Origin of the sequence: Porphyrobacter sp. YT40, from assembly GCF_006542605.1 — a bacterium.
Taxonomy (GTDB): domain Bacteria; phylum Pseudomonadota; class Alphaproteobacteria; order Sphingomonadales; family Sphingomonadaceae; genus Erythrobacter.
In genome coordinates this window covers 124,082-149,706 of the sequence record NZ_CP041223.1, presented here as the reverse complement: position 1 = coordinate 149,706, position 25,625 = coordinate 124,082, and the positions used below count along the sequence as shown (strand labels likewise).

The window sequence follows — 25,625 nt, the reverse complement described above, 5'->3', positions numbered from 1 at the left end:
TTTATTCACACACTCACGACCCACTGCAGTCATGAGACCACGCTCAGACCCAGCTTTTCGATTTCCCAGCCATCGCCCCTGCGTCGAAGGCGGTAGGCGCCATGCTCCGCGCCGAGATTGCCGTATGTGGCACCGCCAAACCCTGCACAGAAACCGCGATTGCCCGAACAATCGATCCGCGCATCGATGAACATGGCTTTCTCGCTATTCCGGGCAAGGATTACGCCACCGTCGTTCCATGAACAATCGGCGTCAGCGAAGAGTTGCCCAAATCGGCGCGTGAGCCTGTTGCGCAAATCATCGTTTGCCCCGCGCAGACAGAAATGGGCGTGCATGTCGCCTTCGCGCCCCTCATAATCCTGCAGCACATAGGCGAACATCGCTTCCCGTGGATCAGCAATTCCCTCGATGGTTCGCTTGGGCCAGCGCCTCCCGTCCCAATGCTCGTCGAACTCCTGTGAGAGCAGCATATCGTCCGTGGATGGGCCAGGTGGTGGAGGCGCTGGCGGATCGGGGATGCCGTCGGGTTTGGCCGGATCGTATTTCGCAATTTCATAGATCTGTAAGGCAGGCCCGGCGCAATCGGCAGGTAGTTCGTCGCCGGTCAAAGCCACCAGGTCGGCATCGCGAGGATAGAACCCACCGCTGCCGCGAACCATCTCGCCTTCGCGGATACGCAGACCAGAGGTGTAGTTATTCACCAGCCAGTCGCTCTCGTCGAGGGTCGCGACCTGCACGTCCTTGTCCGCCCACAGGATGAGCGAGCGTTGTCCAGGCGAATGTTCCAGATAAAGGCATGACCCGGCGCGGGTGATCCGCCCGGAAACAAGCGCCTCCATGCGACTGGTGCCGCGATCCTTCAAGATCACCGGCAGCGGAGATTCTATCGAGCCGGGCTGTTCGCCAATGTCAGGTGCATCCACCGGAGCGCATGCGGGGGATGCCACTGCAAGCAGCATACATGCCAATAGAGCACTGCGTCTTTGACGGGTGTGCCTCACCGTGTAATTTACCAAGGTGGGTCGCAATCTCATCCTGTCACAACCTCTCCGTCAAAATCCCCAAAATCGATTGCAATCGATCGGATCGAGCGCGGGATTGCGCAGGCGGCGGTCCGCTTCGCGCTGCGCCTGCTCGACTGCGCATTTGTTGGCGCGCTCCACGATCTGTTTTTCGGTCGCACCGCTACGTTCGCCGTAACGACGCAGGGCAGGATTGAACCTCTCCGGAACAGCAAAGGGATTGCTGACGGTCGTGACACTCACGACCTTGTGGTTCCCGCAGGCTTCAGCCAACGCCGGATCAGGATCGGAAGGTTCGCCAAACCATCCTGTTTCTGCGGTCAACCCCACGCGCACGTTACCCATTGTGTTGGGTTTGTAGCGCGATCCGAACGCAAGGTATCCTTCCTCATCCATGACAAGCGCGGCTGAGTACGGAAACATGACCAGCGGATCATCGCCCCTTTCACGGTCGAGGAAAAAGCACCCATCGCGCAGCACGATCGTGTGTTGACTGCCAAGATCAAGCACTTCGCCTGCAGGTTCTGTGGCCTGTGGAAATGCGCGGACATAATAGGACAGATCTAACGGAACGGCGGGTCGGGTAAGCACAGGTTCTTGGTTGACGGGATCGGGCGGCCATTTCCCGTCGAGATCCGAAAACGGCGGCGGAAGTGGCGCTTCGAGGATCGTGAGGCGGCCGCTCTTTTCCTGTTTTGCACCCGTCGGGATCGGCGCAGGCTCGACGCAGGCCACCTCGGCATTGCCGGATTGCATGACGATACGCCCCTGATCGTCAAAGGTGCAGAGCGGTTGCTCCGGCCCGGATGGCGAACATGCCGCGATCAGCGCGGAGATAGGCAGTGACAAGGCAACCCGCATCATCGCGCCTTGTCCGCAGTCAGATAATGTCCGCCGCCCGCGATGATCAGTTCACCATTAGGGCCAATCAGGTAGTGCGGATCGGCGCGCATGAGAACGGCAAAGGCATCGTCGAGCACAGCATGGTCGTCACCACAATATTGCAGCGTGCTGACAATATTTTCACCGGCGATCAGGCGATTGCCCTCTCGCCGCCAGGTGGCGCTAAGTGTGGCGCAGGAGGCAAGACCCCGCCAAGTCTCAGCGGTAAATCGCAGGTGGCGCTCTGCGGACGTGGAACTCGCCGTCTGGCCATCCAGGCTGCGGATGACCCAGTCCGTGTTCGGAAGGTCCTGGGGAACCGGATCGGGAACCGGGATACGCATCGGATCGGGTGAGCGATCCAGTGGCTGCGCGCCGTTCTTGCGGGTCAGTTCGATCTCATGCTCTCCGGAACTTAGGCGCAATCTGTCACCGGTGAGCCGGACCTGCGGATAGGCCCTGAAGAGTTCCGCAATCGCGTTTTCCCAAGTGGCCTGCGGCTCGATGCAGCCCATCGTATCTCCCCCCCAGCTATGTGTAGCGATACGCCCCTCAGCATAGAGAGCCGGGCCGCCAAAGCGATTGCAGCCCACCGATCCGCCGGCTGCATCTGCGGAGAAAGCAAGGTAGGGTTCGCTCTCCGCAGTCGGCAGCGCTTGGTCGTCGATGCTGACGATGCGCCATTTGCCAGTGATGTCCGCCAGCGCAGGAGTTTCCTCGATGGCAGCGTCGGCAGCGGCATTGCCGGCCTGTTCGTCAGCCTTCGGGTTGCAGGCGGCAAGCCCCATCAGCAGCAGACAGGCCAGCTTTCTCATCGCAACATCGCCTTCAGGATAACGTCGCCCTCCGACAGCGGCACGGTATACTCCGGGTCACTCGGGCACGTGCTTACACAAATGACATCGGGGAAGTAGTTAGCATCGATCCACTGCGCGACCTTCGCAACGGCTGGTTCGGTGATTGGCGAGCCATCCGGCAAATTGCCGGGGCATGCGATTGCCGCGCTGCCCCAAACATTGTTTCCCATATACGGCTGCCTGCTCATCGGTGCGCAGCCATCGAAATAAACCACTACCCCGCCATAACCATTCGGATTGCCGAAATTCGTGCTGCCGTCGTATTCGATCCAGAGGCGCGTGGGATCGGGCAGCACACGGTCGCCGATGCGGGTTATGAAATAGCGACGCACTGTCGGATTGCCGAAATTGTCGGTCGGCCGGGGTGGCGCGATCTGCACCATGCGCTGATCGACCTGCACTGCCAAAGCGCGCGCGCTTTCGACTGTCGTCCCGCCATAGCTTGCCGCGCCCAGCACATTCGCGCCTTCGACCGCTTCAGCCAGCCTGCCATCGACGATCCGCATCAGTGGCAGCGTCATCTGCACCACGCGCGTGTCGAGGGAAGGAGGATCGCCTTCCACCAGACGCCCGGCGAGATAGCCAGTACGGCTCGCCAGCAGCAACACCTCGTCTCCCGGTTCGGGCGTGATGACGGGGGAGCGGCTCTTGCCCTCCAGCGGCGGCATCCGCACGATCAGCAGGTCGCCGGTCTGATTACCGCCTCGCCAGCCTTCGCGCACGCGGTACAGGTAATCGAGCGAGAGGCCATCGCCGCGATCGACGGGGCGGATGCCTTCGAGCACCGCGCGCACGACGATGGGCGCGATGGCGAAGTTCTCGGCAAGACTGCGCGCCTCTGTGCCGGGCTCGGGCACCAGCCCCGCCTGCTGTGCCTGTGCGTAGTGCCAGGCGGTCATTCCGACGAAAGCAAGAGCGCGTGGAGCGGCGGGGTTCTCCACTCCGGGAAGGCCCTCGCCGCTTAACCCGATGGCCCTCAGCGCCAGTCCGGCGCGCTGTTCGGCAGGTATCACAGCTGCCTTTTCGGCAAGCTCAGCCGCCCAGGGGTGCGGTGCGATGGCCTCGACATCCTCTGCCAGCTCGGGATAGCGCGCGGCAGGCACGAGCGTCGCCCGCTCTCTTCCAATCTTCACCGTCATCCGGGTTTCGACCGGATCGGCGCGGTAGCTGGCTTCTCCGCCGAGCTTCGCCAACTCGTCGCCCAGTGTCAGGACGCGGCAGCGCTCACTCTTCCGGTAGTATGAGCCACCCGTGCGAACTTCCCCGTCGCGGTCGGTTAACCAGACGTTGGAAGCAAAATCGCAGTTTTCCGCATCGACTTTGTATTCCGGCCCAAAGGTGATGCGGGTCAGCTCATCGCCGCGATAGGGCCTGCCGCGCCTGTCCGCGAGCAACCATTCCCCGCGCACGAAATCGTCGCGTGGGATAGTCGCAGCCACGTCGACCTTGGCGAACACCCATGTCTCGCCGCCTCGTTCGATCCGGATGGTGTCGTCTTCGACCGCCACGATGCGCACTTCGCCCGCATCGAAAGGGGCGAGCCGCGCCTGTGGTTGGCAATGCTCCGCAAGGCGCGTGTAATCGTCCAGCGCGTATCGCCCATCGCCCAGATCGCGCAGCTGGCCCTGTGTCAGTTCGCAGCCACTGCCAAAGGAAAACATCGGGCTCCAGATGGTGAGCCGGTCTTTCGGCGAGACGCCCGGGCCGGACACCGGCCGCCACTCGCCATAGAGCGCCTTTACGGCATCGGTCATCGGTGCGAGCGCCTCCGGTCCGGGAGGAGGTGGCGCAGGAGGCAAAGGCATATCTGCCGGTTCGCGCGAAGGGGCGGAAGTGGCGCAACCGGTCAGCAGCAATCCGCTGGCCAGAACTGCACCGAAGGCAGCAAGGTCGATCTTCACGGCAAGGTGCCCTGACGGTTGCCAGCGCCGCCGTTGAGCAGCCAGATGTCGCGCTCGATCCGCTGCATGGTGGCGAAGACGGCGGCTTCGTCGGTCCCATCCACCTGCGGCAGCCGATCGGCAGTGCGATCGAGCGGGGCGACGCGCGACACGAAGGACTGGCTGGCCAGGGCGTGGGGATCGCCCGCCACTTCGACCGCAATGAGGCGCGGAGTGCCCGTCGCCTGCTGCACATCGCGCACCGAGCGAGTGAATGCCTGCGCGACTTCATAGCCGAGCCCGGTACCATAGCGCTGCATCGGGGAGAGCTTTGCGCGCAGGAATTCCGCTGCGCCGTGATGCGGATCGCCGATCCGGCCTCGTTGGCTTTGAGCGAAATAATCCGCTGCTTTTGCGAGCCACGGCGAGGTCTGTTCATGCGGTGACGGGCGCACCTCCTCGATGAAATCTCCGCGCGCATAATAGGCCGCGCGGATCGTCGCCCCTGCGGCGCGCAGATCACGTTCGACACGCGCCGGATCGCTCCTCGGTGCAAGGTAGAGCACGTCCTGCGCCTCTTGCGGCGCGGCGGCGGCCATGCGGACTGACCAGAGCCAGAAATCGTCTTCCGACAAGGTCACCGGCACATAACCGAAGGCGGCGTGGTTGGGCGAAGCTGTCTTGCCGTTGCTCATCGTCAAACGGTTGAGCACCCGGCCCTCCGCATCGCGCAGGACGACGTAGAAGCGCCCTGTCTCGGCCATGAGCGCAGGCGGGCTGCAACTGGTGAGACCAATGGGCGGTGGAGGAGAATTCCCGGCGGCCCGCGGAAACAGGAGCGTCGGCCGTTCCTCAAGATAGCTGAACGGTGTGACCTGCCCGGTTTCGCTGGTAAAATGCTGCAAGGGGGAGTTGAATATCCGCTCCTTGTCAGGCGAGAAGGTCAGCGGGCTTCCGAACACGGTGAAACGGTCGGCGCTGTTGCCCTTGAAGCGGGCGATCGTGCGCAGGGTAATGATGCCGGTAGGCCGTGCATCCATCGCCCGCGTTCCGTCATCCTCCACCAGCACCAGATCGGCATAGGTCGCGGCGGCCAACATCTCCTTCGCGAAATACTGTCCACTGGCATAGCCGACCTCTTCAGGGCGCTGCGCGTAGACGCACGCGAGCGCAGTTTGCGGTAGCGCCAGCGCGGTAAGCGCGACGGATGCCAGAACTGAGCGCATCATTGCTCTTCTCCAGATTGTTCGAGGTCCAAGGCACGCTGGATAGGCGTGACCCTTTCCCGCAATTCGTCGAGCGGGATCGGTTCAGGATAATTCGTGACCGGATGCGCCATGCCGTCTCCATCGATCCGCGACGGAGCCATCCAGGTGACTGCGACGTACCAGTCCCCGTCGCTGCGCTCCGCGCCTTCACCGCCCTGAACATAGGCGGCGTGGGCGTAGAGCGCGTCGCTCAGATGCAAGACCCAGCGCGAGCCCGGTTCCAGCGATGTCGGCAGGCCGGGCAGTAACGACGGCTCGTCATTGCTCTGCCCGTAACGTGTCACGCCCGCCTCATCGGTGCGCATGCCGGAGGCGAGGCGCTGGCGCAGCTCGTCGCCCGGTTTCGCACTACCTTTCAGCACTTCGATCACTCGCCAGCGCACGCTGGAGGAGAAGCCGTCCAGCCCCTCGTCGGCGATGTCGATACCTGCCGGTTCGGCTACCACGATATCGGTTGCGGTGAGCGCGCGTTTCTCGATCGTCTGGCGGCCGTTCATGTCTTCCAGCGCTTCGATGGGATCGAAACCGGCGGCGCGCAGCGCCTGTATCTCGCGCAAGTTATAGCCGCTGGCGATCAGCCAGTGCGTCTGCTGGAGCGACCCGGCCCTGGACGGTTTGCGTGCCACCCAGATGCTGGAGTTGTGATCGGTCGGCGAAGGTTCGGAGCGCATGATCGGTGTCTCTTCCACCAGCGCGCGGATCGCGGCGAAATCGGGATGCGCTTCCAGCGGATACCAGATCGCCTCTGGATCGCGGCGCAGCGGGATATCCTGCCGGTAGATCGGACCCTGATTGTCCTCCATGATCCGCACCAGAGGCGGAAAGGTGATCTTGCCCGCCACTGCCGCCTGCGAGAGCGCGGCGAGGTCTGCGGGATAGAGGTCAACAAAACCACCGATTTCTTCGATGCTTACCCGCGCGTCCAGCCCGGCAGCCGCGATCTGTGCGACAATGTCCGCTCGCGCGGCTTCCAGCGCTGTCCCGCCTTGCGGCACAACCTGCCCGGTGACGAAGGGGCGCAGTGTCTCCGGTACCAGTTCGTCTCTGGTCAGCGCATCCGTGTGGAACATATGCGCGGCGCCCTGATCCTCGTTGACGTAGATGCTGGCGATCACATCGCCATGTTCGGCGAGCGCTTGCGTTCGCCACGCCTTCAGTTCGGCCACTCGCGCCATATCGGCGGCATAGTCTGCTTCGGCAGCCGCGCGACTGCCGAGTTCCTGCGTGCGGCCAGCGATGGCGGCATCGCGTCGCTGCTTGTCCCACACTTCGCGCGGGACGATGCCGCGCACGACGCGATAGGGGCCGGGGCAGCGATCTGCGCCCACAACATCATTCGGCGGCGCGACCTCGCCCGGTTGCAGGCCCATCAGTACCACATCGCTGTCAGCATAGACCTTTGCGCCGGAAAAGCGGTTCATCACTGCTACCTTGCCGGAATCGCTCAGTTCGAGCGCCATGCTCTGTTCCCAGACCGCAATCCTGGGCGCCTCGCCTTCGGGGGCCAGCCACAAGCACCCGTCGCGCAATTCGAGGCGTGCAGGCACGTCGGGAACGCCGACCAATGTGCGCGCCATCCCGTCAGTGCGGTAGGCGAACTGCGGGAAACCCTTAACCCGCGCATCGCCGGGTGGAACGGGCGGCGCAGCGATCGGAAACGGATCGGGTTCCTCGAACACCACGAAGTCGGGCAGTTCAATCTCGCCGCGTGCCGCCGCCTGCCGGATCGGGTCGGCGCTCTGGCCCAAAGTGACCTCGATCTTCCCGGTGGCCTCGTTCCCGCCCATGCCGAACCAGTTTACGTCGAGCGCCTGAAGATCGCGCATCAGTCGCTCCTGCGCCGCGCGCAGTTCGGTGAGGCTCGGTCCGAGCCGGTCGACCGGGACGTAAAGCGGATCGCTGGTGTATTTCGCCAGTGTCGATGCCGCATTACGGGTGAAGGCAACCATCACGCCATAGGTCGGGCGATGCTGGATCCAGAGCCCTGCGAAGGTGTCACCTTCCTTTTCGTGGAGGGTCTGTGCCAGCAGACCGATGGAATCGTCCGGTGCGGGTGGCGGAGGTGGTGGCCCCGGTTCGGTGCGCGGGCCGATGGCGCCGCGGTTCTGGATTTCCATCCGCCGCTCCGCCTCTTCCACGCTCACGCAATAGGCACGTGCATACCAGGCGTTCTCGGAGAATTCGCCCTTGTAATTCTCGATAGCCTCGATCTCTTCCGCCGTCAGGTTCGGGCAGGTTTCGCTGAGCGGTTTTTGCTCTTGCGCGAAGGCGGGTGATAAGATGGCAAGCGCCATCGCGCTCGCGCCAAAGAGATAGCGGATCATTCGGATTTCTCCACGGGTGTCGGGTCGGCAATGCGGCCAAAGAAGATCAGCGCGCCGCTGGCACGGTCGCGGATGGTCAGGAGGAACGGCCGGTCGACAATCATGCGCGGCAGATCATCCGGCAGGCGGCGGGAGCCGGTAACGACGATCTTTACCGTTGTTACCGCCGCCGCTTCGGTACCTTTTTCATCGACCCGCAGGAAAGTGGCGTGGGCCACATCGTCGATCTTGAGGTCAGCGTCGGCCATTGCGCCAAAATCGGCACAGCTTCCGTCAAAGGCGCAGGGCATTCCCGCCGCAATCAGCGCGGCCTTTACGCTTTCTTCGAAGCGCGCCTCGAACCGCGGCAGGCGTAGCAGGATATTGCGTTCTTCAATCGCGCCGAGATCGAACTTCGCGTCGCTGCCCTGCATCGAAAGATCAAACGATTCGGCATTCAGATCCCGCTCCCACCGGCGCAAGATTGCCATGTCGCGCGGCAGGAACACCTCCATCGTGAAGCGCCCGTCCTGGCCATAGGGCAATTGCACGGCCTGCCCCTCGCGCGTTTCGCGATAGGCCATCGGCGCAATCCGCTCCATCATGTAGATTGGCATGGTTGTGCCGTCGCCACGGGTAAACTCGCCCGTTTGACCTTCTTCGAACGGCACCGACCAGTCGGCTTTGAACCAAACCGCATTGGTCAGCACGGCAGCGGTCAGATCGTTGAACCCGCTCGCATCGACGATCTTCGTGATCCGCTCGCGGGTCTGTTCACTCACCCAGCCATTGATCGTGTCGGCAGAGCCTGCCGGATCGCCGCCGAAATCGACCTGCCGGGCGGTGGCACCGAAGCCGTCCTTCGCCGCGCGCAGATAGTCCGGCGTGAAGTCCAGCCTGTTCGAAAGCCACAGCGCATTGGCGACCGACAGGGCCACCTTGTCATCGCCCGTGCGGGCCAGAAAACGGTCGTAATCCTTTACCAGCAGTTCGGGCCGGCTTGCCGCATCCCAGCCCAGCAGATCGCGCATCTCCGCCTCGGTCTGCCCACGCGCACCGGGGAGCGCCAGGCCCAGCCCCTCGCTCAGCGACAGCGGCGAGATGAACAGATTGTCGTTTGGCTCTGCAGCCTCGACGAGTTTCGGATAGACCCGCGCGGCAAGCCGTGCCTGCCCTGCCGTGATATCATGCGGGATGGCCTCGGAAGATGCCGTTGTCCCAGTCTGCGCTGGCACCGTCGCACAGCCGGCTACAAGCGCCAGCGTTGCCAGTGAGAGGAAAATGCCCTTCATCGATCCTGCTCCTCTTATGAATTGGGTTCGGGAGGCGGTTCGGTCGGGAAACTGTTGACCACCAAGGCCACGCCAGGTGTCTTGCAGTTCACAGCGGTAGCCTGCTCGCGCGAAAGGAACCCAGCGCTGAAGCTCACGTGCTCGCCGAGCTTGTAGGAAACATGCCCGTTCGACAGGGTATCTCCGTTCAGTTCGAAACTGTCGGGCATCACCAGACCGGTTTCTCCACCCCCCGGCGACGTGACGAACAAGCAGCCATCCCTGTAACCGAGTGTGCCGCCGACGCCTTCCGCATAGGGCACCTCGTTCGGTGAGGCAGGCCTTGTGTCGAAGGGCAGCGATCGGATATCGGTGTCTTGCGGTTGCTCGCCGCAGCCGGCGAGCAAAGCAGCTGCCATCGTCAACAGCAGCAAGGGTGCCCGCATATTGCAGCCCTTGCAGGTCATCGATCCTGCTCCAGAAATTCGACCAGCCATTCGGGCAAGGGTCGCAAATGGCCATCGGGCGTGCGGCACAGGCCAGAACTGAGACTGCTGCCGGGCGGGCATTCAGACGGATCCATCACCGGAGGAGGCGGAGAATCCGCCACCATTGCGCCTGTTATCGGCGGCTCCAAGATACCGTCCGGTGTGGTCTTTCGATTGGCCTCACCCCGCGCATCGAGCCAGTCGAGCGCACGCTCCGCCTGCCGTGCATCGAGGCCATATCGGTCCTGCAACGCGCGCATCGCATTGGCACGGTCGGTAACTCTCCTCTGCGTATCGCCCGCGGCGGCACTTTCCATGCCTTCCACCTGAATGACCTTGCCCGGCCCGCAGGCTTCGTGGATCGGATCGACCAGCTCTGGCGTCGTGACCTCATTGACAGACCCCATGAACTCGACAGTCTCGCCTACGCGCGCGTAGCCGGGACGCTCGCCACTGCCGAAAGCGAGGTAATTGTTGCTATCGACGAAGAGTTTTGCCCCGAATGGAAACAATACCAGCGCACCCTCCCAGTCGGCGGCGCGGAAGCAGCCGTCCTTCAGAACGATTGTTACCCGGCTATTGATGGCATTGAGCGCGCCTGCAGGGCGATCGTGTCGGGGAAAGATACGCAGAAAGGGCGCGACTTCGTCCGGAACTGCCTGATCCTGCGCAGCCGGACGTGGCGGATTGACCAGAGGCACCATCGGCGTCGCGTGAAAGACCAGTTCAACCGGTTCGGGAATGGTCACGCCTTTGCGCCTGACCAGCGCCCGGAATTCCGCTTCCGAGACGCTGATCTGGGCGGTGACGACCTGCGTAGCAATGCCCGTCGATTGCAGCACTCGATCTTCACGGAACGTATCCCACATGAATTCGGCGGCGGCCCTCAGTTCTTCCTGCGACCAGCGCACTGTTTGGCCGCGAAATGTGGGGTTTGTGCTATAGTTGCGCAGCGTGGCCGGGCCATCGCGCAGAAATTCGAAAACGACGCCTAGTTCACCCTCATTGTCATAATGAAGGGTCTGGAAATTTCCGCGTTCTTCCCGGCGCAGCCTCTCGGCCAGCGCCTGCACTTCGTCGCTCACGCTGTTCTGGTAATCGGCGACCCGCATGAATTCCGCATCGGCAGCATCTTGCTCCGCCGTGCGCGGCGCGGGCGGAGGCGGCTCTACGGGATCGAAAGAGGCAGGCGGCGCGGACAGGATTGTCGCAAAGCCGCTTTCGCTGACTTCAGCGCGAAACGGCAACCCGTTGGATGATTGCGGCGCTTCCTTCTCTGGCGATGCACACGCGGCGGGTCCGGCCAAAGCGATTGCCGCCAGCGGTAAAACTAGGTGTTTCATTCCGGTATCGGCTCCATATGGTGCAGCCGCATCACATCGCGTTTTGGGCAGGCTGCGGGGATCGTAACTCCTTAGAAACGCTCGATATCGCGACTCGGCCATCCTCGCCCGGCGTCACGCAGGGTTGCCGCGCCTCCGCTAATGCGCTCACCAAAGCGAATGCTGTTGCCGGTCGCCGGATCGAACACGCCATCGCCCGTCGGCAACAGGGTGACGCCCGGATCGAACAGGACCGTTTCATTGCCGAAATAGTCCATTGCGACTACACAGCCGCGCACCACCCCCAGTTCACCGCGCGACAGGGCCTCCCCGGCACGTGCAGGCTTCGCGATGGTGATCAGGTGCGGCGATGATTGTGCGCTTTGGCAAGCGGTCAGCGGTATGACCAGGGCGAGCGCCGCAATCCTCACCAATCTTCGGGCTGGCTGCATGCGAATATCTCCGGGCCCGAATGGAGGTAGATCGGGCCATCGCGATTGGGGAAAATCCACAGATCCTTCATCCCTTCGCGCGCTGCGACGATGCGCTTGCCGGGAATGACCATGCCTTCGTCGATGAAGCCGTTGGGATGATCCCACAGCGCCGCGCCTTCATCGGCCCAGAAGATCATGTTGGAATTGTGATTGGTCGCGATGAGCTCGCTGGGCCGTTCGGCAGGATTACGCTCCTCGAACCGGCACACGCCATTGCGCGCAGGCACCAGCTTTTTGGGCGGCGATGGAGGGAATAGCGGTTCGGTGGCGGAATGCGTCTGCATTCCGGGCAGCAGGGGCGGCGGAGGAGGCGGGACGACCGGATTGCCACCGATGCCAAACACTCGGGCGCATTGCGTGGGATGTTCGCGCCCGCCGCGAAGGCGGTTATCGGCCATGGTCCGTTCCTGCGCCAGCAGGCATTCATTCGCGCGGCGCATCGCCTCGGCGCTAGTGATCCCCTCGCGGTCCCGATATTCGCGCACGGCGAACCAGTCATTGCCATAACCCGCCGCCTGATTGAGCGATTTGACCAACACGACGCGGTGCTTGCCGCAGGTCTCGATGAGTTCAGCAGGCGGGTCGCTTACCTCTTCGCGGTAACCCAGTTGCATCCGGGTGCCGACCCGCGCGAGGCGGGGCTGATAATGGGAATTGCGTGAGCGGAATGCTATGCGGCCTTCGGCATCGCGATAGACCCCGGTGCCGAAAGGGAACATCACAAGCGGATCGGCGTCACCGTCCTCATCGATGAAGAAGCAGCCGTCGCGAAGTACGATAGTGTCATAGGTAGCAAAGTCAGGTGTCGGCCTGGCCATCCGGTCAGCTGCGGGAAAGTGGCGGATGCCCGCTTTCACATCATCCGCGATTGGGGGCAGGTCGGTCTCGAGATAGGTGCTGAAACGCAAGGTGAGGTTGACCGGAATGTCCCAATCCTCCTCCTCGCTCAGCGTCTCGAACCGGTCGCGCGGAACTGCGATGGTGAGCCAGGGCGTACTCATATTGCCAAAGCCTTCCGAGGCGATATCCCGACCGATCTTGTCTGCCCATCCACGTGCAACCGCGTCTTGCTCGACACGTGAGAAATCGCCTTGCGCTGCAGAGAACAAAGGGTCGGATGTGTACCGACCGAGGCTCTGTTCGGGCGCGCGCAGGAAGTAGGCAACTCCGACCAGGGAGCCGAGGCCATCGTTGCCCGGTCCATCGCTCCAGCGCCATTCGATCCCGCCGAAATTGCCCATTTCGTCTTTCTTGAGACGGCGGAGCATGGGCAGGTTTTGTTGTTCGATCCGATCGGCGAAGATGGAGCGCCGGTCCTGCAGCGTCGGCGTATAGAGTTCGGGGCCAAACCGTTCTATCGGTGTATAGGGCGGAGCCTCCAGAATGGTGGCATAGTCGCCTGAAGACGCGGACCCACGTTCCTCGCTCGAGCCTTGAGCAGAGCAAGCCGCCAGACTGGCGCACAGGACAACAGCAAGCCGAATCAATACACCATCTCCCAATGTGACGATGTATCATGGAGCGTTCTCGCTGAACGGCACTGAAACGAAACGATTTCTTGAAACCAAAAGCTTTCGGGTAGGTTGCATTTCAGGATTCGGGATAGCCTGTTGAGCTCCATTGGAATGCTATGCTTTCGCGTATGAATATCTCTCGCTTCATCTGGCTGGTTACAGCTATTGCCGCAGTCGTGATTGTGGCCGGGGGAAGCTGGTATGCTCTTTCGCCGAGGCGAGCGGTTGCGTCCCTCAGCGACTGGGAAGCTGCTCCCGAAGAGTTGCTAGCTTTATACGACCGGGCGCGCGTGCGAGCAGCCTTCGAGAAGCAGATGTTGCCTCAGGTGGATACCTATAAGCCGCCCTACACGAAGGACGCCGTACTGGATGCGATGTCGGACCCGCGAGCGGTTAGGATGTTCGTCAACGAACCTTACGGCGAATGGCAATTCGCCGCCGCCGCCGGACTGCCCGCAGATTTTCCCGAGGAAGAACCCGCGGGCCACATGCCCCGAATAATGGAAACTACCGATAGCTGGTCGTTCGACTGGTCTGGACTGGATAACATCGTGGCGACGCCGTCAGATCGCGATGGCGTTTCAGGCAATAGCTATCACTTCGAGCGGGATGGCCTCAGCTGGCGTCTGGTAGCCATCGATCTTACCGTGCCAATCGGATGAAAGGCCATGAAGGGGGAGCCCATGCTGCCCGAGGGCTCCGAGCTTAGAATAGATGTGGATGCCGAATGTCTGCTTGCTGCCGCTTGAACACCGGAAACGGACTGTCTCCTCCCGGCCCAACTTGGGACGATCCAGGTTAGCCACCGGGCGAATTAAAGTCTCAGGGCCGATCAGCTTTCGATCGCACCCGGGCCGCGCCAGCCGGCCAGCACTTCGGGCAGGGGCTAGGACCACGATATTTGTGGCCGCGACTGCCTGTCTTCCAACCGTTGTTGGCTTCCTGTCGCGCATTGCCCTTTTCGCGCTTGGCCATTCTCTTACTTCGAATGCTCGGCGCCGAGCATGTTTTCCAACTCTTCTGCCTTCTGAGGATCGAGTCCCGCTGCCACGAGGACTTCGCGTGCGAAGCTCGCAGGGGCAGGAGCAGTGATAATGTCCTTGTCGCGAACGGCCCTCGGCTCATCGACGCACCTACCTGTGCCCGAATACGCTTTTACGTAATTGCCGAGATAATCAGGCCCGTTAGATGTGCGGCTGACATTATCGAGCATACCGGCACGGGCCAGGGCGATCGTTCCACCGCAAATGCCAGCGATGACGCAACCTGACTCACGAGATTGTCTCAACTTTTGGCCAATATCCAAGCCATCGTCCGCCTCGAAAGCGGGCCCCCCGCAGATAACGACGACGCCCTCGTCTGGTGCTTCGAACCTCCCAGTCTCGGCTATAGGCAAACCTGCGGCGGACTTAAGTGCGCCCCCCTTGGGAGATACGAACCGGAACTCCGCTCCGTAGAAGGCGCGGCCAGCACCGCACAGCGGTGCAATTTCCCAATCAGAATAAACTTCTGTGAGGACAACTGTAATGGGGTGCATTTATGATCCCTTCGCTTCCCAGGCGTTCAACGACAATAACTGATATCAAGCCGTGAGGGTCGGCCCGTTTCCATGCCTTCGACCTAGCGCAGAGTTTGTCTTGTGACTTTGAAGGCTACTGCGTCCGAAGATGAAAGATTGCGGTGAGGTCGTGAGCCGAACGGGCGGCTTTCCGCATTTTCAGACCCAAAGCAGACTGACCGCAACCGTTTAGAGTTTCGGACGCCGCGAGGCGTCGGAAAGTCGACGGTGCCCGAACCCGCGGGCCGCACGCGGTGCGCTATGGGGATTTCGACTTTGCGCTGATCCCGACGGCTGCTGACGGTGCCGATAAGCGGAAGGGTCCGATAGCAGCCGGTCCGATTTTGCGATGACAAAGCAGCCGCAGGATGCCGGTTCGTCCGATTTTGGTGATGCGACTACTGCTTTTGGGCGGGTAATATGCGGACGTCATCGCCGCCGGAAGCGTGGCTGCGGCGGGGTGGAACAGTGTCATGCCGAGCCGGGTCACGGCGCAGGTTGCCCGGATGGAGCGGCTGCGCTCGGCGGACCGCGTGGCGGATGGCAGCGCTGGAAGGTCTCGATGATGACCATGTGCCCGCCGCAGCAAGGGCATGCCGGACGCGGATCGGGCGGTTCGATGGAGGGCTCGTCCGTCGCCGGCGGTGCGATCGCTAGCAGCTGACGGGCGCGTTCGAGATGGGCTTTGCGGGTGCTGGCGGCGAGCAGGCCGTAGTGGCGGATGCGGTGGAAGCCACGAGGCAGGCAGTGCAGCAGGAAGCGGCGGATGAACTCGTCGGCGCCGAGCGTCATGATCTGCTGCCGGTCTGGGGCAGAGCGACGATAATCCTTGTAGCGGAACGTTACGCCATCCTCGTCGAAGGAGATGAGCCGACTGTTCGAGATCGCGACCCGGTGGGTGTAGCGCGAGAGATAGGCGAGCACGGCCTCGGGCCCGGCGAGCGGCGGCTTGGCATATACCACCCAGCGCTTCTTCCTCACCGGTGACAGATGGCGCAGCAGCGCACGGCGGTCGGCCAACTCCGCCAGCTTGCCGAAGAAGGCGAGCTTGCCGGCATCGTGAAGCGCCAGCAGCCGGGTCAGGAACAGACGGCGGAACAAAGCGCCCAGCACGCGCACCGGCAGGAGGAAGGCCGGGCGGGACGATATCCATCGGTCCCCGTCCAGCGCGATACCGCCGCCCGGCACGATCATGTGGATGTGCGGATGATGGGTCATGGCCGAGCCCCAGGTGTGGAGCACGGCGGTGATGCCGATGCGCGCAGCCAGATGCTTGGGATCGGCAGCGATGGTCAGCATGGTCTGCGAGGCGGTCTTGAACAGCAGGTCGTAGAGCAGAGCCTTGTTGTGGAACGCGATGGCGGCGATCTCGGCGGGCAGCGTGAACACGAGGTGGAAATAGCCGACCGGCAGCAGGTCGGCCTCGCGCGCGGCAAGCCAGGTCCGCGCGGCGGCGCCCTGGCACTTGGGGCAGTGGCGGTTGCGGCAGGAGTTGTAGGCGATCCGCCAATGGCCGCAGTCGGTGCAGGCCTCGACGTGCCCGCCCAGCGCGGCGGTGCGACAGTGCTCGATCGCCGACATGACCTTGAGCTGATGCAGGCTCAGGTGCCCGGCATGGGCGGCCCGATAAGCAGGCCCGGCAGCACGGAAGACGTCGGCAACCTCGAGCGAGGTGCGCACCGGCTCTCAGCCGCTCGGCACCTCGTTATCCGGTGCCGCCAAGGCCAGTCGGTCGAGCGGGCTGACAACTGCCCGCATCGTCTTCGTTGCCACCTTGGTGTAGAAGGCCGTGGTGTTGAGCTTGGCATGGCCGAGCAGTGCCTGGATAACGCGGATATCGACGCCGTCCTCGAGCAGATGCGTCGCAAAACTGTGCCGTAGGGTGTGCGGTCCGACCCGCTTGGCGATATCGGCTGCCTCTGCCGCTTGAACGACGACCCGGTAGAGCTGGCGGGTGCTGATCGGCACCGTCGCGTTCTGACCTGGGAAGAGCCAGCCATCGGCATGAAGCACACCCTGTTGCCGCCCCGCGCGCCACCACTCCCGCAGCAGCACAAGCAGACCTTCGGGCAGCATGGCGTTGCGATAGCGTCCACCCTTGCCGCGTTCGATCCTGAGCAGCATGCGCTTGCTGTCGATATCGCACACCTTGAGCGCCGAGACCTCGCCGACCCGCAGCCCCGCACCGTAGGCCACCGACAGCGCGGCCTGGTGCTTGAGGCAGGTCGTGGCGTCGAGGAGCCGCTTCACCTCGGGCTGGGTCAGCACAACCGGGATCTTGCGAGCATGAGCGGTGCGGATCAGCTTGCGGGCAAGCCCGGGCCGGTCGAGGGTGTGGGTGAATAAGAACCGCAGCGCCGCGACAATGCTGTTCATGGTCGGCGCCGGAACGCCGGCTTCCTGCTGTTCGATCTGGAAGCGGCGGATATCCTCGGCGGTCGCGGTGTGGGGCGAGCGCCCCAGCCAGGTCGCGAACCGCCCGACATCGCGCAGATAGTTGCGCTGCGTCTCCGGGCTGAACCGGCGCATGGTCATATCCTCGATCAGCCGCTGGCGCAGCGGGCTGATGGGCGAAACAGGTACAAGATCGTTCATCTCTCGACTCCTCGGTTGAAGGAGCCGGAATGGTCGGCCTTGTTCGATCTACTCGCTACGTTCTTGCTCTGGCGTCACCCGCGCCGCCAGCACCCCTCCCGCGAAGCGGGTTCGTGCACCGGCCCAGAATTCGCCGTTAGATGCCATCTTCCTATTGGGACGAGAAAACACCCGACGGAAAAAGGAACATAGCCTAACTCCCATGAACTCAACATGCAAAGGGCCAGCAATCTAGCCGGAATGGCGTGTCAGGATTTGGCTTAGTCGTCATGCTGGCGTCTGCAGGTCTGCGAACCCAATTGCGCGTTTCGGCATGCAATGGGCGGCAGGGCTAACGTCGAAGTATTTGAGCTGCTGCTTGACCATAGGGCTGCCTCATATGAGTGTCGACGAGCAACTGACCTAAAACTCTTGCCCTCGTTTCTTGATCGGCATATGCTGATCGCGCGATAACCGAACCACGCCATGAGGTGTGGTTATGAAGAAGATTGCCATTGCCGTTCTGGCATTAATCGCCTCGCAGGCGAGCGCACAGCAAGCCAAGCTCGATAAGTTTTCCCTCGATCGCGAAGAGAAGTTTTCGGTTCTAGTACCGGGAACTGCGGTAAGTGCGCCAACAGTCCCGCTAGTGGAGTATCGGACGGACCTGCTTGCGGAGTTCGAAGCAATAGGAAACGAGCCGGATGTGGTCGACCAGTTTTCCGATTTGCCGAGTATACCGGCCTGGATGAGGGGAGGACGATCTCAGTTAGTGGCCCAGGCGGGTTACGGCGCTCCCACCTTTGCCGACCCGGACTGTCTCACAAGGTGGTACTTTCCCCGTTTCGGGATCAGCGAGCAGGCACAGGCGCGGCGGCGGTTGTACTTCAGCGATATCCTGATAGCCGCCTGCGAGGCGGGCGTTCCGGTCGCCCTTTTCGACGCTCTCGTATCGCAGGAAAGCCGATACCAACCATATGCACGCAGCAGCGCCGGGGCTATGGGCATGGCCCAGCTCATGCCGGGCACGGCGCGGTATCTTGCGGTCGGCAATCCCTGGGATCTGCGAGAGAATCTACGGGGCGGCGCGCGCTATCTAAAGGAGCAGCTTGACCGCTTCGGATCTTGGGAACTTGCGCTCGCCGCTTATAACGCCGGTCCGGGCAACGTCCAGAAACACGGCGGAATACCGCCATTCAGCGAAACCCGGGCCTACGTGCGGACCATCATGGCGACGCTCGATGGTTCAGGTACGCGTCCTGCGCAGACGGTCCGCCTCGCTGCCAACCCGTTCCGGCGCGTCCAGCTCGCCTCGTTCTCGACAGCGTCACAAATCCCAGAATACTGAGAATCCTACGCTCCAGGCGTAGTAGAGCGCGATGGCCAATATGACCGGAGCGCCTTTCAGATAATTGATTTGCCAGCGCAGCCAGATCCTGGGCACGAAAAGCGCCTTGTCGAGCCTGCTCGCAACCGCTGGTCGCCAGCGCTTGGTGCGCCAGTCTTCAGCGGTCACTGCGACTGCCAGCACCGCGCAGATGAAGGCCATAATGCCTACGGCAATGTAGAGCGATGTCCAGGCGATGAGGGCTTCACGCTTCATAGTTACCTGCCTGATGGTTCGCTCTTGCCATAGCAGCAACCCCGGCAATTGCATTCGTTTCCATGTGTCCAGTGATCGCTTCGGAGCGATCGGACAAGGTCGTCGAGCCCCTGCCCGCTTGGGGAGATCAATCGATCCCGGGAGAAATGGCATGAGGCTAGAGGAAGCCGATGAGGCAAACCCTGATGGCTCCGTCCGGAAAGGCCCTCCCCGTTCTCGACCTGGCAACTTTCGAAGCCTGAGTTTTTCTCCTGCGACGTCTGCCTTTGCCAATTCTCCGATCGGCAGGAGTGCCCAAGTCTGCGCCGCTTCTGTGCCCCTGCTTCGACGGACGCATGGGGTCAATCAGGATTGCTTGGTGGTGGTGTTGGCGCTGGCTCCTGTTCTCGTAGGATCGATGAGAGTTCCTTATTCTAGCCGATGCCTGCTCCAACGTTTTGGGTTCGTGGACCGCGTTGGATGAGCCTTAGCCGAACGCGCGATCAAGCAACGCCGCATCGTCGCGCTGGGCTACAGCCTTATGATAGCGGGCTATCGCATTCGACGTCCGTTTGCCAATCCCACGGCAGAGGGCCTCGCGGATCGGTTCGAATTCGCCTTCGCAAGCCGCAATTTCTTCGGGGAGTTGCACCGCGATGGCCTTTGCAACTTCGGCCGACGTTTCACAGCACGGGTCGTCGTACGCCAAGGCGCTAGCGAAACAGTGAACGGTGAGCGCAGCCCGGACGGGGTCGATCCCGAGGCGATCTGTCACCTGATTAAATTCGGCTTGGGTGAGCCTCCCGTCGGCAATGCGGAGGTAAAAATCATTTCGATGGTGGGGGCGTATCAGGCCTTCCAAGTAAAGCTGGCGGATGCTCACCCCCTGCCGCTTCATTTGGCCCCTGATGAGGATAGCGAACTCCTGCTGTCGCTGCTCGCACGTCAGTTTGGCGACAGCTTGCGACCCCGTCTCCATATTCCCTCCAACAATCCCGCCCTATGCATTTGCATACTGTGGATCATGGAGCCTCTTATTCGCAAGAGAATAATTTTGGCCGTGAGACCGCAAATGCACAAAATATTACGGCCTCCCGGACGCCGCAATGATCTCCGATCCGCTCGCAAAGAGCGATTCTCAGCCTGTCGAATTTCAGGTTGGAAGGCTGATCGAGTCTGAGATAGATCCGCACACGGCCGTCGAAGGGGAGGTGTTCCTCGTAGAGAGCGGCCGCCTCGTCGGTGAATGCCGGTAGTTGTTCGAGGCAATGGGAGACGACATCTCGCAGCTTCTGAAACTTCAGTGTTTCTATGGACAAAACGCGGATCGCCTCGGCGATGATCGCAAAGGCTTCTTCGCTGACAAGAAGTTCGTGAACGACGGTCTGATCGGTGCTCATTGCTCTCTTCCCCGATGAGCTTCCGTCGCCTGGGCGCCGAGTCACCATTCGATTTCCCGAGAATCTCGCGGAGACCGATTAGCGCAAGCCCGTGGTGCTGAAAACAGGACGGGGTGGCCCGTTAGCAGGATGTCCTGTCCCGCATACAGGCAAGCTTGTCCCACATACGGGACACGCCGTCCCACTTGCGGGCGACCTCGTCCTGCGAACGGGACAAGGGGGGTGATTTGTCATGATTCGGGCGGGAATTGCCAACATCATCGAATGCATAGGTTGAGAAAAGGTTCCCACAGGGTTCCCTTTGGTCGTGGCGCATAGCGTCATTCGTGAAACCAGAAGGGAAACATCATGAAAGTTCTCAATTTGAAGCAGGCAGGCAGCAGCCTCGCCGTCGCGGTGGCTGCCGTGGCCGGAATGAGCGTGCTCGGGATCGACGCCGCCATGGCCGGTACCGACACCACGTTCGACACCGCGCTCACCGCATTCACCGACTTTCTCGAAGGCTCGGGCGGTAAGATCATCACCGTGCTGTCGCTCGCCGGCGGCATCGTGGCGCTGGCTTCCGGTCGTTTCTCGCTCGGCCAGGTCGCGATCCCGGTCGGCGTCGGCGTCGGTGCCGGCACCGGTGTGCCGATCGTCACCTCGACGGTCACCGGTACGATCTGATCGCAAGATCGGACTGATCCGAAGGGTGGCGACCCCAAGGCCGCGTTGCGGCTTCGAGGCGCCACCCAATTGGGCGGAGGCGACTTTTGGACCAGTATTCTATCCCAAAGCATCTCGACGATCCCGAGTTGATCGGGTTCTGGACGCTTGATGAATTCCTCGTGATGGTGATCCCTTTCGCCTGGGGAATTCTCGCGCAGCACGTAGTCATCGGCCTCGTAGGGGCCATCGCTGCATGGTTCGGTTATCGCAAACTGAAGGCCGGGCGTTCGATGTATTGGATCCTGCATTTTGCCTATTGGCATCTGCCGGGTGAATTCTTCGGTCTGAAAGTCGCTCCGCCGTCTCATCTTCGAGTGATGGCGGGCTGACATGGAAATCTCTCTTGCTCACGAGGCGTCGCAGAGGACCCTCAAACAACGCAATCTGCTGGCGCTGATCTGCATTGTGCTCGGCATTCTGGTGGTCGTCATGTTCACTGCTGCCTCGACGCGCGATCGCGAGGTCATCCTGCAGCCTATCCTGCCCAGCGAAATGGCACTTAGCTCTTCCGGGGTCACCCCGGAGTATCTCGAGGCCGTCACCCGCGACACCGCGCAGCTCGCGCTCAACCGGTCGCCCGAGACCATGCAATACTGGCTCGACGGGATCGTGCGGATCGCTGCACCCGAGGCACGCGGTGCGCTCAAGGCCGACCTCATGAAGATCGTCGACGAGCAGGAAGGTTCGCAGGTCACCCAGTTCGTCACGATCGACTGGATCCGCACCGACCCCGACGCCCTGACCAGCCAGGTCGGCGGGGTGCTCCACACCATCGTCGGTTCGCGCGACGTCCGCCGCGAACACAAGATCTTCCAGTTCAACTGGAAATACACTGGCGTTTCGCTCCGCCTCAAGGGCTTCGGCGTCGTCGTCAAGAAGGAGGACGGCGAATGAACCCGCTCGTTTCCGCGCTCATGTTCGCATCGGGGTCGGTCCTGGCTTCGCGACTGTGTCACCTCTCGCGCCTGACTGGTGCGGCCCTTATCGCCGGCGGGCTTGTCCTGACAGCCAGCCCGGCTCTCGCCGACGAGACGATCCTCGTCGCGGATAACGGGGAAGTCCGGTGCCAGGCCTCGAAGGCTGACTTGACCCGCATTTCGCTGAAGGACGACCAGTTCGTTTCGGTTTCACGGGTCCAGAGCGGCATCGAGAGCGAGGACTTCTCGATCGTCCACGAGCCGACCCGCGGCGACATCTATATCTCTGTCCCGCAAGGCTACGCGAAGCCGAACATCTCGTTCTTCGGCACGACGCAGAAAGGCTTCGTCTACAAGTTCGACTGCCAGGTGGCGGTCGAGGCGGCGGTGCAAGTGTTCGTCGCCAACGCCGATGTCGAGCGGCCGCAGGCCCGCCCCGAGACGCTGCAGGCTAACGCCTCGCTCGACGATCGCGCGGTCGGCCTGGTCAGGGCGATGTTCGAACAGCGTTCCGTCAGCGGTTTCGAGATCAGCGATGCGGCCCGCGCGCCGGTTAATGTGGGCGCGATCAAGGTCCAGCTGCTCAGCGAATATCGCAGCCCGACGATGACCGGAAAGGTCCTCCGGATCGAGAACACCGGCGATGCGCCGATCTCGCTGCAGGAAGAACTCATCGCCGGTGACGGCGCAATCGCCGTCAGCATCTCCAATCGCGACCTCGCAAAGGGCCAGGCCACCGCCGCCTACGTCGTCGTCCCTGCAGGAAGGTAAGCATCATGGATTTCCTCAAGCGCAAACCCAAGGATCTCGATGCCGCCGAGATGGACGAGCACGACGCGCTCGATGCCAGTGGCACGATCGCCGAGAACTCCCAGACCCAGAAGCGCCAGAAGATGCTCATGTTCGGGCTCGGCGGCGCGATCGCGATCTGCGGTGCAATGTACGTCCTCGACACCGAGGAGGATATCGAGCAGGCGACCGGAAGTGGGACCGAGACCGTGGTCTCGACCGATGCCCTCATGAACCGCCAGCGCGTCGACCAGGAATGGGTCGCGATGTACGAGGGCCAGATCAACACGCAGGACCAGCGCCTGAAGGGTCTCGAAGCCCAGGGCGGGCAGGTCCAGCAGCTCCAGAGCGAAATCGAGACCCTTCGCAACGAGAACGCCGCCATGGCCCGAGACGGCCAGCGTGTCCTCGAGGCGTTCGAACGCGAGAACCAGCAGCTCCGCCAGCAGGCGAGCCGCGGGAACGCTCGCCCGACCGCCCCCGGGCCGGTCGCCGCCGCGCAGGCTTTGGGCGTGTCCTCTGCCCCCGGGACCGCTCAGGGCGCTGGCGCGGCGGCGGCACAGCCGATGCGTCGCAGCAACGACGTCAAGATGGTGTCGTTCACCACAGCGTCGGGGACGGCATCGCGGATCGACCCATCGAGCGCTCCTGCTATTTACACCGACTCTCCGAACTATTTGCCGCCGAATTCAATGGCTAAGGCGACGGTGGTGGTCGGTGTCGATGCGACCACCAACACTCGCAGCCAGAGCGACCCGCTGCCCGTTCTGCTACGTGTCACTGGACCCGCGCGCTCTGTCTATGGCGACGGCAAGCTGCTCGCCACGCGCGTTCAGGGCTGCATGGTCAACGGTGCGGCCTACGGCGATCTCTCGAGCGAGAAGGTCTATGTCAAGCTGCAGCGCATGACTTGCCCGCAACCAGGTGGCCGGTTCGCGGTCTCCGAGGTCAAGGGCTTCATCGCTTTTGGCGGCAAGGTCGGAATTCGTGGAAGGGTCGTGAGCCGAGAAGGCGGCTTAACTACCCAAGCCTTCATCGCCGGCCTGTTTAGCGGCGTCGGGAACGCGTTTTCGACCGCGACGAAGATTCCGCGAATTGCCCAAGATCCGGTCCTTCCATCAGCAGAAGAGGTTGGAATTCAGGCCATCGGAGGTGGCGCCGCTACCGCTGGAACCACTCTGTCCGATTATCTCATCGAACGTGCCGAGCAATATCAGCCGGTCGTCGAGATGCCCACCGGTGCGCAGGTCGAGGTCGTGTTCCTCGACGGCACCTTCATCAGGAATTGAGGCTCGACATGGAACTCAAGGGAAAAGCTTGGCAGGTCGCGCTCGTTGCGGGCCTCCTCATCAGCTCTGCCGCCGCTATCGCCGCAGTCGCACAAGCCGCCGGCACGAACGATCCGGAACTGGTCAAGGCCGCACTCAGCGAGCGCCTGCCCAAGACCGAGATCACCGCGATCGATTGCGAGAAGATCGAAGGCGTGTGCGAAGTCCAGGCGAGGCAGAACCTGTTCTACATCGATCATGGCGCGCGCTACCTCATCATCGGCCGCGTCTACGATATGGAGACCAAGCAGGATCTGACTGCGGCGCGCCTGCTCGAGATGAACCCCGACATGCTGGTCGGGGGAGGGGGATCGCAGAGCGAAGGCGACGACGCTTCGCAGCAGGCCCGTGCCGCGGCGCCGGGCAACCCTTCCGGTAACGACGGCCAGATCGATCCCGCCGCGCTGGCCGCGTTGCCCAAGAGCGGAGCGGTCGTCATGGGCCGCGGCGCGAAAACGCTCACAGTCTTCAGCGACTTCCGCTGCGGCTACTGCAAGCGGCTGCACGAGACGCTGGCGACCCTCAATGTGAAGGTCGTCGAGCGTCCGATCTCGGTCCTTGGCACCCGGCCGATTTCCGAAGCGGTCATCTGCGCGCCCGACAAGCGCCGCGCGGTCGAGCAGGCCTACGACGGCGGTGCCATAACGAGCGGCGCAAAGTGCGACACCAGCGGTCTCGATGCCAACGAGGCGTTTGCGCGCAAGCACGGCTTCAACGGCACCCCTGTGATCGTGCGCGAGGATGGAGCCGTGGTCCACGGGTACCGCCCGCGCGAATTCCTCGAAAGCTGGCTCGAAGGGAGCGCATCATGAACCAGAAGGCCCTTATCTCGCTCGCCCTTCTCGGGACGGCTCTCGGCGGCTGCACCACGCTCGGCACCAATGTTGCCGGAAGCTTCCGCTGTTCAGCGCCCGACGGTGTCTGTGCGCCCTCGAGTGTGATCGACGACAGCGCGCTTGCGCGCATCGAGGAGACCAGCTCGACCGATCTCCTCAATCCCGCCGGTCCCTACCGGATGGACGACGGTATCGGCGTACCGGTCCAGGGTCTGCAGGTCGCCGCTGCGCCGGTTGCCACCTCCGCGCCGACCTACGAACTCGCCGTGGTTTTTCCTGGTTACACCGACGCAACCGGGGCGTCGTTTGAACGACGCGTCGTCAGGACCGCCGCTTTGCTCCCCGGTCGTGGGGATGCGATGGAAGCGATGGCGCTGCGCGGACCTTCGCGCGGGCGCTCGCAGGGCTTGCTCGCTGCGGCCGAGAGCGCTCCGCCGTTTCTCGCGATCGCGCCGGGCGTGATGGATGCCGCTCCTTCCGGCTCCACCGAGGGGCAGGCGCAGGTCGCCTCGGCGCAGACGCCCAATCCGATCGCGCAGATCCAGTCGCAGGTGTCGGAGCGCCTTGAAGCCCAGCAGCCGAAGGCCCGCCGACAGGCTGCGAGCTTCCCGGGCACCGTCGAGGAGTAACCC

Annotated in this window: 26 protein-coding genes; 9 read left to right on the top strand and 17 right to left on the bottom strand. The window is 62.5% G+C overall.

The features are described from left to right. Window positions 1-29 precede the first annotated feature (29 nt). The 11 genes from E2E27_RS18435 to E2E27_RS18385 form a co-directional block, all read right to left on the bottom strand. Window positions 30-923, bottom strand: a complete 894-nt coding sequence (locus tag E2E27_RS18435) for a hypothetical protein (protein WP_141462218.1) — start codon at window positions 921-923, stop codon at window positions 30-32. Window positions 924-1,052: 129 nt separating this feature from the next. Beyond that, window positions 1,053-1,886 carry a hypothetical protein gene (locus tag E2E27_RS18430; protein WP_141462216.1) on the bottom strand — a complete coding sequence of 278 codons (834 nt, stop codon included), beginning with the start codon at window positions 1,884-1,886 and terminating at the stop codon, window positions 1,053-1,055. After that, window positions 1,883-2,719, bottom strand: coding sequence for an META domain-containing protein (locus E2E27_RS18425; protein WP_141462214.1), 837 nt, complete (start codon window positions 2,717-2,719; stop codon window positions 1,883-1,885). The genes E2E27_RS18430 and E2E27_RS18425 overlap by 4 nt, the downstream gene beginning before the upstream one ends. Further along, window positions 2,716-4,515 carry a hypothetical protein gene (locus E2E27_RS18420; RefSeq protein WP_141462212.1) on the bottom strand — a complete coding sequence of 600 codons (1,800 nt, stop codon included), beginning with the start codon at window positions 4,513-4,515 and terminating at the stop codon, window positions 2,716-2,718. The genes E2E27_RS18425 and E2E27_RS18420 overlap by 4 nt, the downstream gene beginning before the upstream one ends. Window positions 4,516-4,658: 143 nt before the next feature. After that, complete coding sequence (locus E2E27_RS18415) at window positions 4,659-5,870, bottom strand: hypothetical protein (protein WP_141462210.1); 1,212 nt, start codon at window positions 5,868-5,870, stop codon at window positions 4,659-4,661. Beyond that, window positions 5,867-8,233, bottom strand: coding sequence for a hypothetical protein (locus tag E2E27_RS18410; RefSeq protein ID WP_141462208.1), 2,367 nt, complete (start codon window positions 8,231-8,233; stop codon window positions 5,867-5,869). Before E2E27_RS18410 ends, E2E27_RS18415 begins: the two co-directional genes overlap by 4 nt. Further along, window positions 8,230-9,504 (bottom strand): serpin family protein, encoded by a 1,275-nt coding sequence (locus tag E2E27_RS18405; protein ID WP_234036301.1) that lies wholly within the window; start codon window positions 9,502-9,504, stop codon window positions 8,230-8,232. The genes E2E27_RS18410 and E2E27_RS18405 overlap by 4 nt, the downstream gene beginning before the upstream one ends. Before the next feature lie 14 nt (window positions 9,505-9,518). Beyond that, on the bottom strand, window positions 9,519-9,950 hold the full coding sequence (locus E2E27_RS18400) for a hypothetical protein (RefSeq protein ID WP_141462206.1): 432 nt from the start codon (window positions 9,948-9,950) through the stop codon (window positions 9,519-9,521). Further along, window positions 9,947-11,314 carry a hypothetical protein gene (locus E2E27_RS18395; protein WP_141462204.1) on the bottom strand — a complete coding sequence of 456 codons (1,368 nt, stop codon included), beginning with the start codon at window positions 11,312-11,314 and terminating at the stop codon, window positions 9,947-9,949. The genes E2E27_RS18400 and E2E27_RS18395 overlap by 4 nt, the downstream gene beginning before the upstream one ends. Before the next feature lie 71 nt (window positions 11,315-11,385). After that, the gene (locus E2E27_RS18390; RefSeq protein ID WP_141462202.1) at window positions 11,386-11,745 is read right to left on the bottom strand and encodes a hypothetical protein; all 360 of its coding nucleotides are present in this window, start codon (window positions 11,743-11,745) and stop codon (window positions 11,386-11,388) included. Further along, the gene (locus tag E2E27_RS18385; protein ID WP_141462200.1) at window positions 11,721-13,055 is read right to left on the bottom strand and encodes a hypothetical protein; all 1,335 of its coding nucleotides are present in this window, start codon (window positions 13,053-13,055) and stop codon (window positions 11,721-11,723) included. The genes E2E27_RS18390 and E2E27_RS18385 overlap by 25 nt, the downstream gene beginning before the upstream one ends. Before the next feature lie 374 nt (window positions 13,056-13,429). Here E2E27_RS18385 and E2E27_RS18380 point away from each other — a divergent pair, with 374 nt between their 5' ends. Continuing rightward, the gene (locus E2E27_RS18380; protein ID WP_181443680.1) at window positions 13,430-13,963 is read left to right on the top strand and encodes a hypothetical protein; all 534 of its coding nucleotides are present in this window, start codon (window positions 13,430-13,432) and stop codon (window positions 13,961-13,963) included. Between the two features lie 317 nt (window positions 13,964-14,280). Here the strand turns inward: E2E27_RS18380 and E2E27_RS18375 are convergent, their stop codons facing one another. From E2E27_RS18375 to E2E27_RS18365, 3 genes are all read right to left on the bottom strand, one after another. Further along, window positions 14,281-14,838, bottom strand: coding sequence for a DJ-1/PfpI family protein (locus tag E2E27_RS18375; protein ID WP_141462196.1), 558 nt, complete (start codon window positions 14,836-14,838; stop codon window positions 14,281-14,283). A 507-nt stretch (window positions 14,839-15,345) separates the two neighbouring features. Next, window positions 15,346-16,539, bottom strand: a complete 1,194-nt coding sequence (locus tag E2E27_RS18370; RefSeq protein ID WP_141462195.1) for an IS91 family transposase — start codon at window positions 16,537-16,539, stop codon at window positions 15,346-15,348. A 6-nt stretch (window positions 16,540-16,545) separates the two neighbouring features. Beyond that, window positions 16,546-17,454 carry a tyrosine-type recombinase/integrase gene (locus tag E2E27_RS18365; RefSeq protein ID WP_141462193.1) on the bottom strand — a complete coding sequence of 303 codons (909 nt, stop codon included), beginning with the start codon at window positions 17,452-17,454 and terminating at the stop codon, window positions 16,546-16,548. A gap of 478 nt (window positions 17,455-17,932) precedes the next feature. On the opposite strand from E2E27_RS18365, the gene E2E27_RS18360 reads away from it, so the two are divergent. After that, complete coding sequence (locus tag E2E27_RS18360) at window positions 17,933-18,781, top strand: lytic transglycosylase domain-containing protein (protein WP_234036300.1); 849 nt, start codon at window positions 17,933-17,935, stop codon at window positions 18,779-18,781. Here the strand turns inward: E2E27_RS18360 and E2E27_RS18355 are convergent. The 3 genes from E2E27_RS18355 to E2E27_RS18345 all read right to left on the bottom strand — a co-directional run bounded on the left by E2E27_RS18355 (window position 18,761) and on the right by E2E27_RS18345 (window position 20,415). After that, the gene (locus E2E27_RS18355) at window positions 18,761-19,036 is read right to left on the bottom strand and encodes a hypothetical protein (RefSeq protein ID WP_181443679.1); all 276 of its coding nucleotides are present in this window, start codon (window positions 19,034-19,036) and stop codon (window positions 18,761-18,763) included. The two genes, E2E27_RS18360 and E2E27_RS18355, sit on opposite strands and share 21 nt — an antisense overlap. A 466-nt stretch (window positions 19,037-19,502) precedes the next feature. Then, the gene (locus tag E2E27_RS18350) at window positions 19,503-19,994 is read right to left on the bottom strand and encodes a hypothetical protein (RefSeq protein ID WP_141462190.1); all 492 of its coding nucleotides are present in this window, start codon (window positions 19,992-19,994) and stop codon (window positions 19,503-19,505) included. Between the two features lie 55 nt (window positions 19,995-20,049). After that, entirely contained in the window at window positions 20,050-20,415 is a 366-nt protein-coding gene (locus E2E27_RS18345) for a hypothetical protein (RefSeq protein WP_141462189.1), read from the bottom strand. Between the two features lie 348 nt (window positions 20,416-20,763). Here E2E27_RS18345 and E2E27_RS18340 point away from each other — a divergent pair, with 348 nt between their 5' ends. The 7 genes from E2E27_RS18340 (at window position 20,764) to E2E27_RS18310 (ending at window position 25,622) form a co-directional block, all read left to right on the top strand. Then, complete coding sequence (locus E2E27_RS18340) at window positions 20,764-21,081, top strand: hypothetical protein (RefSeq protein WP_141462187.1); 318 nt, start codon at window positions 20,764-20,766, stop codon at window positions 21,079-21,081. Window positions 21,082-21,167: 86 nt separating this feature from the next. After that, the gene (gene traL / locus E2E27_RS18335; protein ID WP_141462185.1) at window positions 21,168-21,452 is read left to right on the top strand and encodes a type IV conjugative transfer system protein TraL; all 285 of its coding nucleotides are present in this window, start codon (window positions 21,168-21,170) and stop codon (window positions 21,450-21,452) included. 1 nt (window position 21,453) lies between these two features. Then, complete coding sequence (locus E2E27_RS18330) at window positions 21,454-22,017, top strand: type IV conjugative transfer system protein TraE (protein WP_141462183.1); 564 nt, start codon at window positions 21,454-21,456, stop codon at window positions 22,015-22,017. Then, window positions 22,014-22,811 (top strand): type-F conjugative transfer system secretin TraK, encoded by a 798-nt coding sequence (locus tag E2E27_RS18325; protein WP_141462180.1) that lies wholly within the window; start codon window positions 22,014-22,016, stop codon window positions 22,809-22,811. Before E2E27_RS18330 ends, E2E27_RS18325 begins: the two co-directional genes overlap by 4 nt. 5 nt (window positions 22,812-22,816) lie before the next feature. Next, window positions 22,817-24,118 carry a TrbI/VirB10 family protein gene (locus tag E2E27_RS18320; RefSeq protein ID WP_141462178.1) on the top strand — a complete coding sequence of 434 codons (1,302 nt, stop codon included), beginning with the start codon at window positions 22,817-22,819 and terminating at the stop codon, window positions 24,116-24,118. A gap of 8 nt (window positions 24,119-24,126) precedes the next feature. Further along, the gene (locus E2E27_RS18315) at window positions 24,127-24,969 is read left to right on the top strand and encodes a DsbC family protein (protein WP_141462176.1); all 843 of its coding nucleotides are present in this window, start codon (window positions 24,127-24,129) and stop codon (window positions 24,967-24,969) included. Further along, the gene (locus tag E2E27_RS18310; protein WP_141462174.1) at window positions 24,966-25,622 is read left to right on the top strand and encodes a hypothetical protein; all 657 of its coding nucleotides are present in this window, start codon (window positions 24,966-24,968) and stop codon (window positions 25,620-25,622) included. Before E2E27_RS18315 ends, E2E27_RS18310 begins: the two co-directional genes overlap by 4 nt. Window positions 25,623-25,625: the final 3 nt, after the last annotated feature.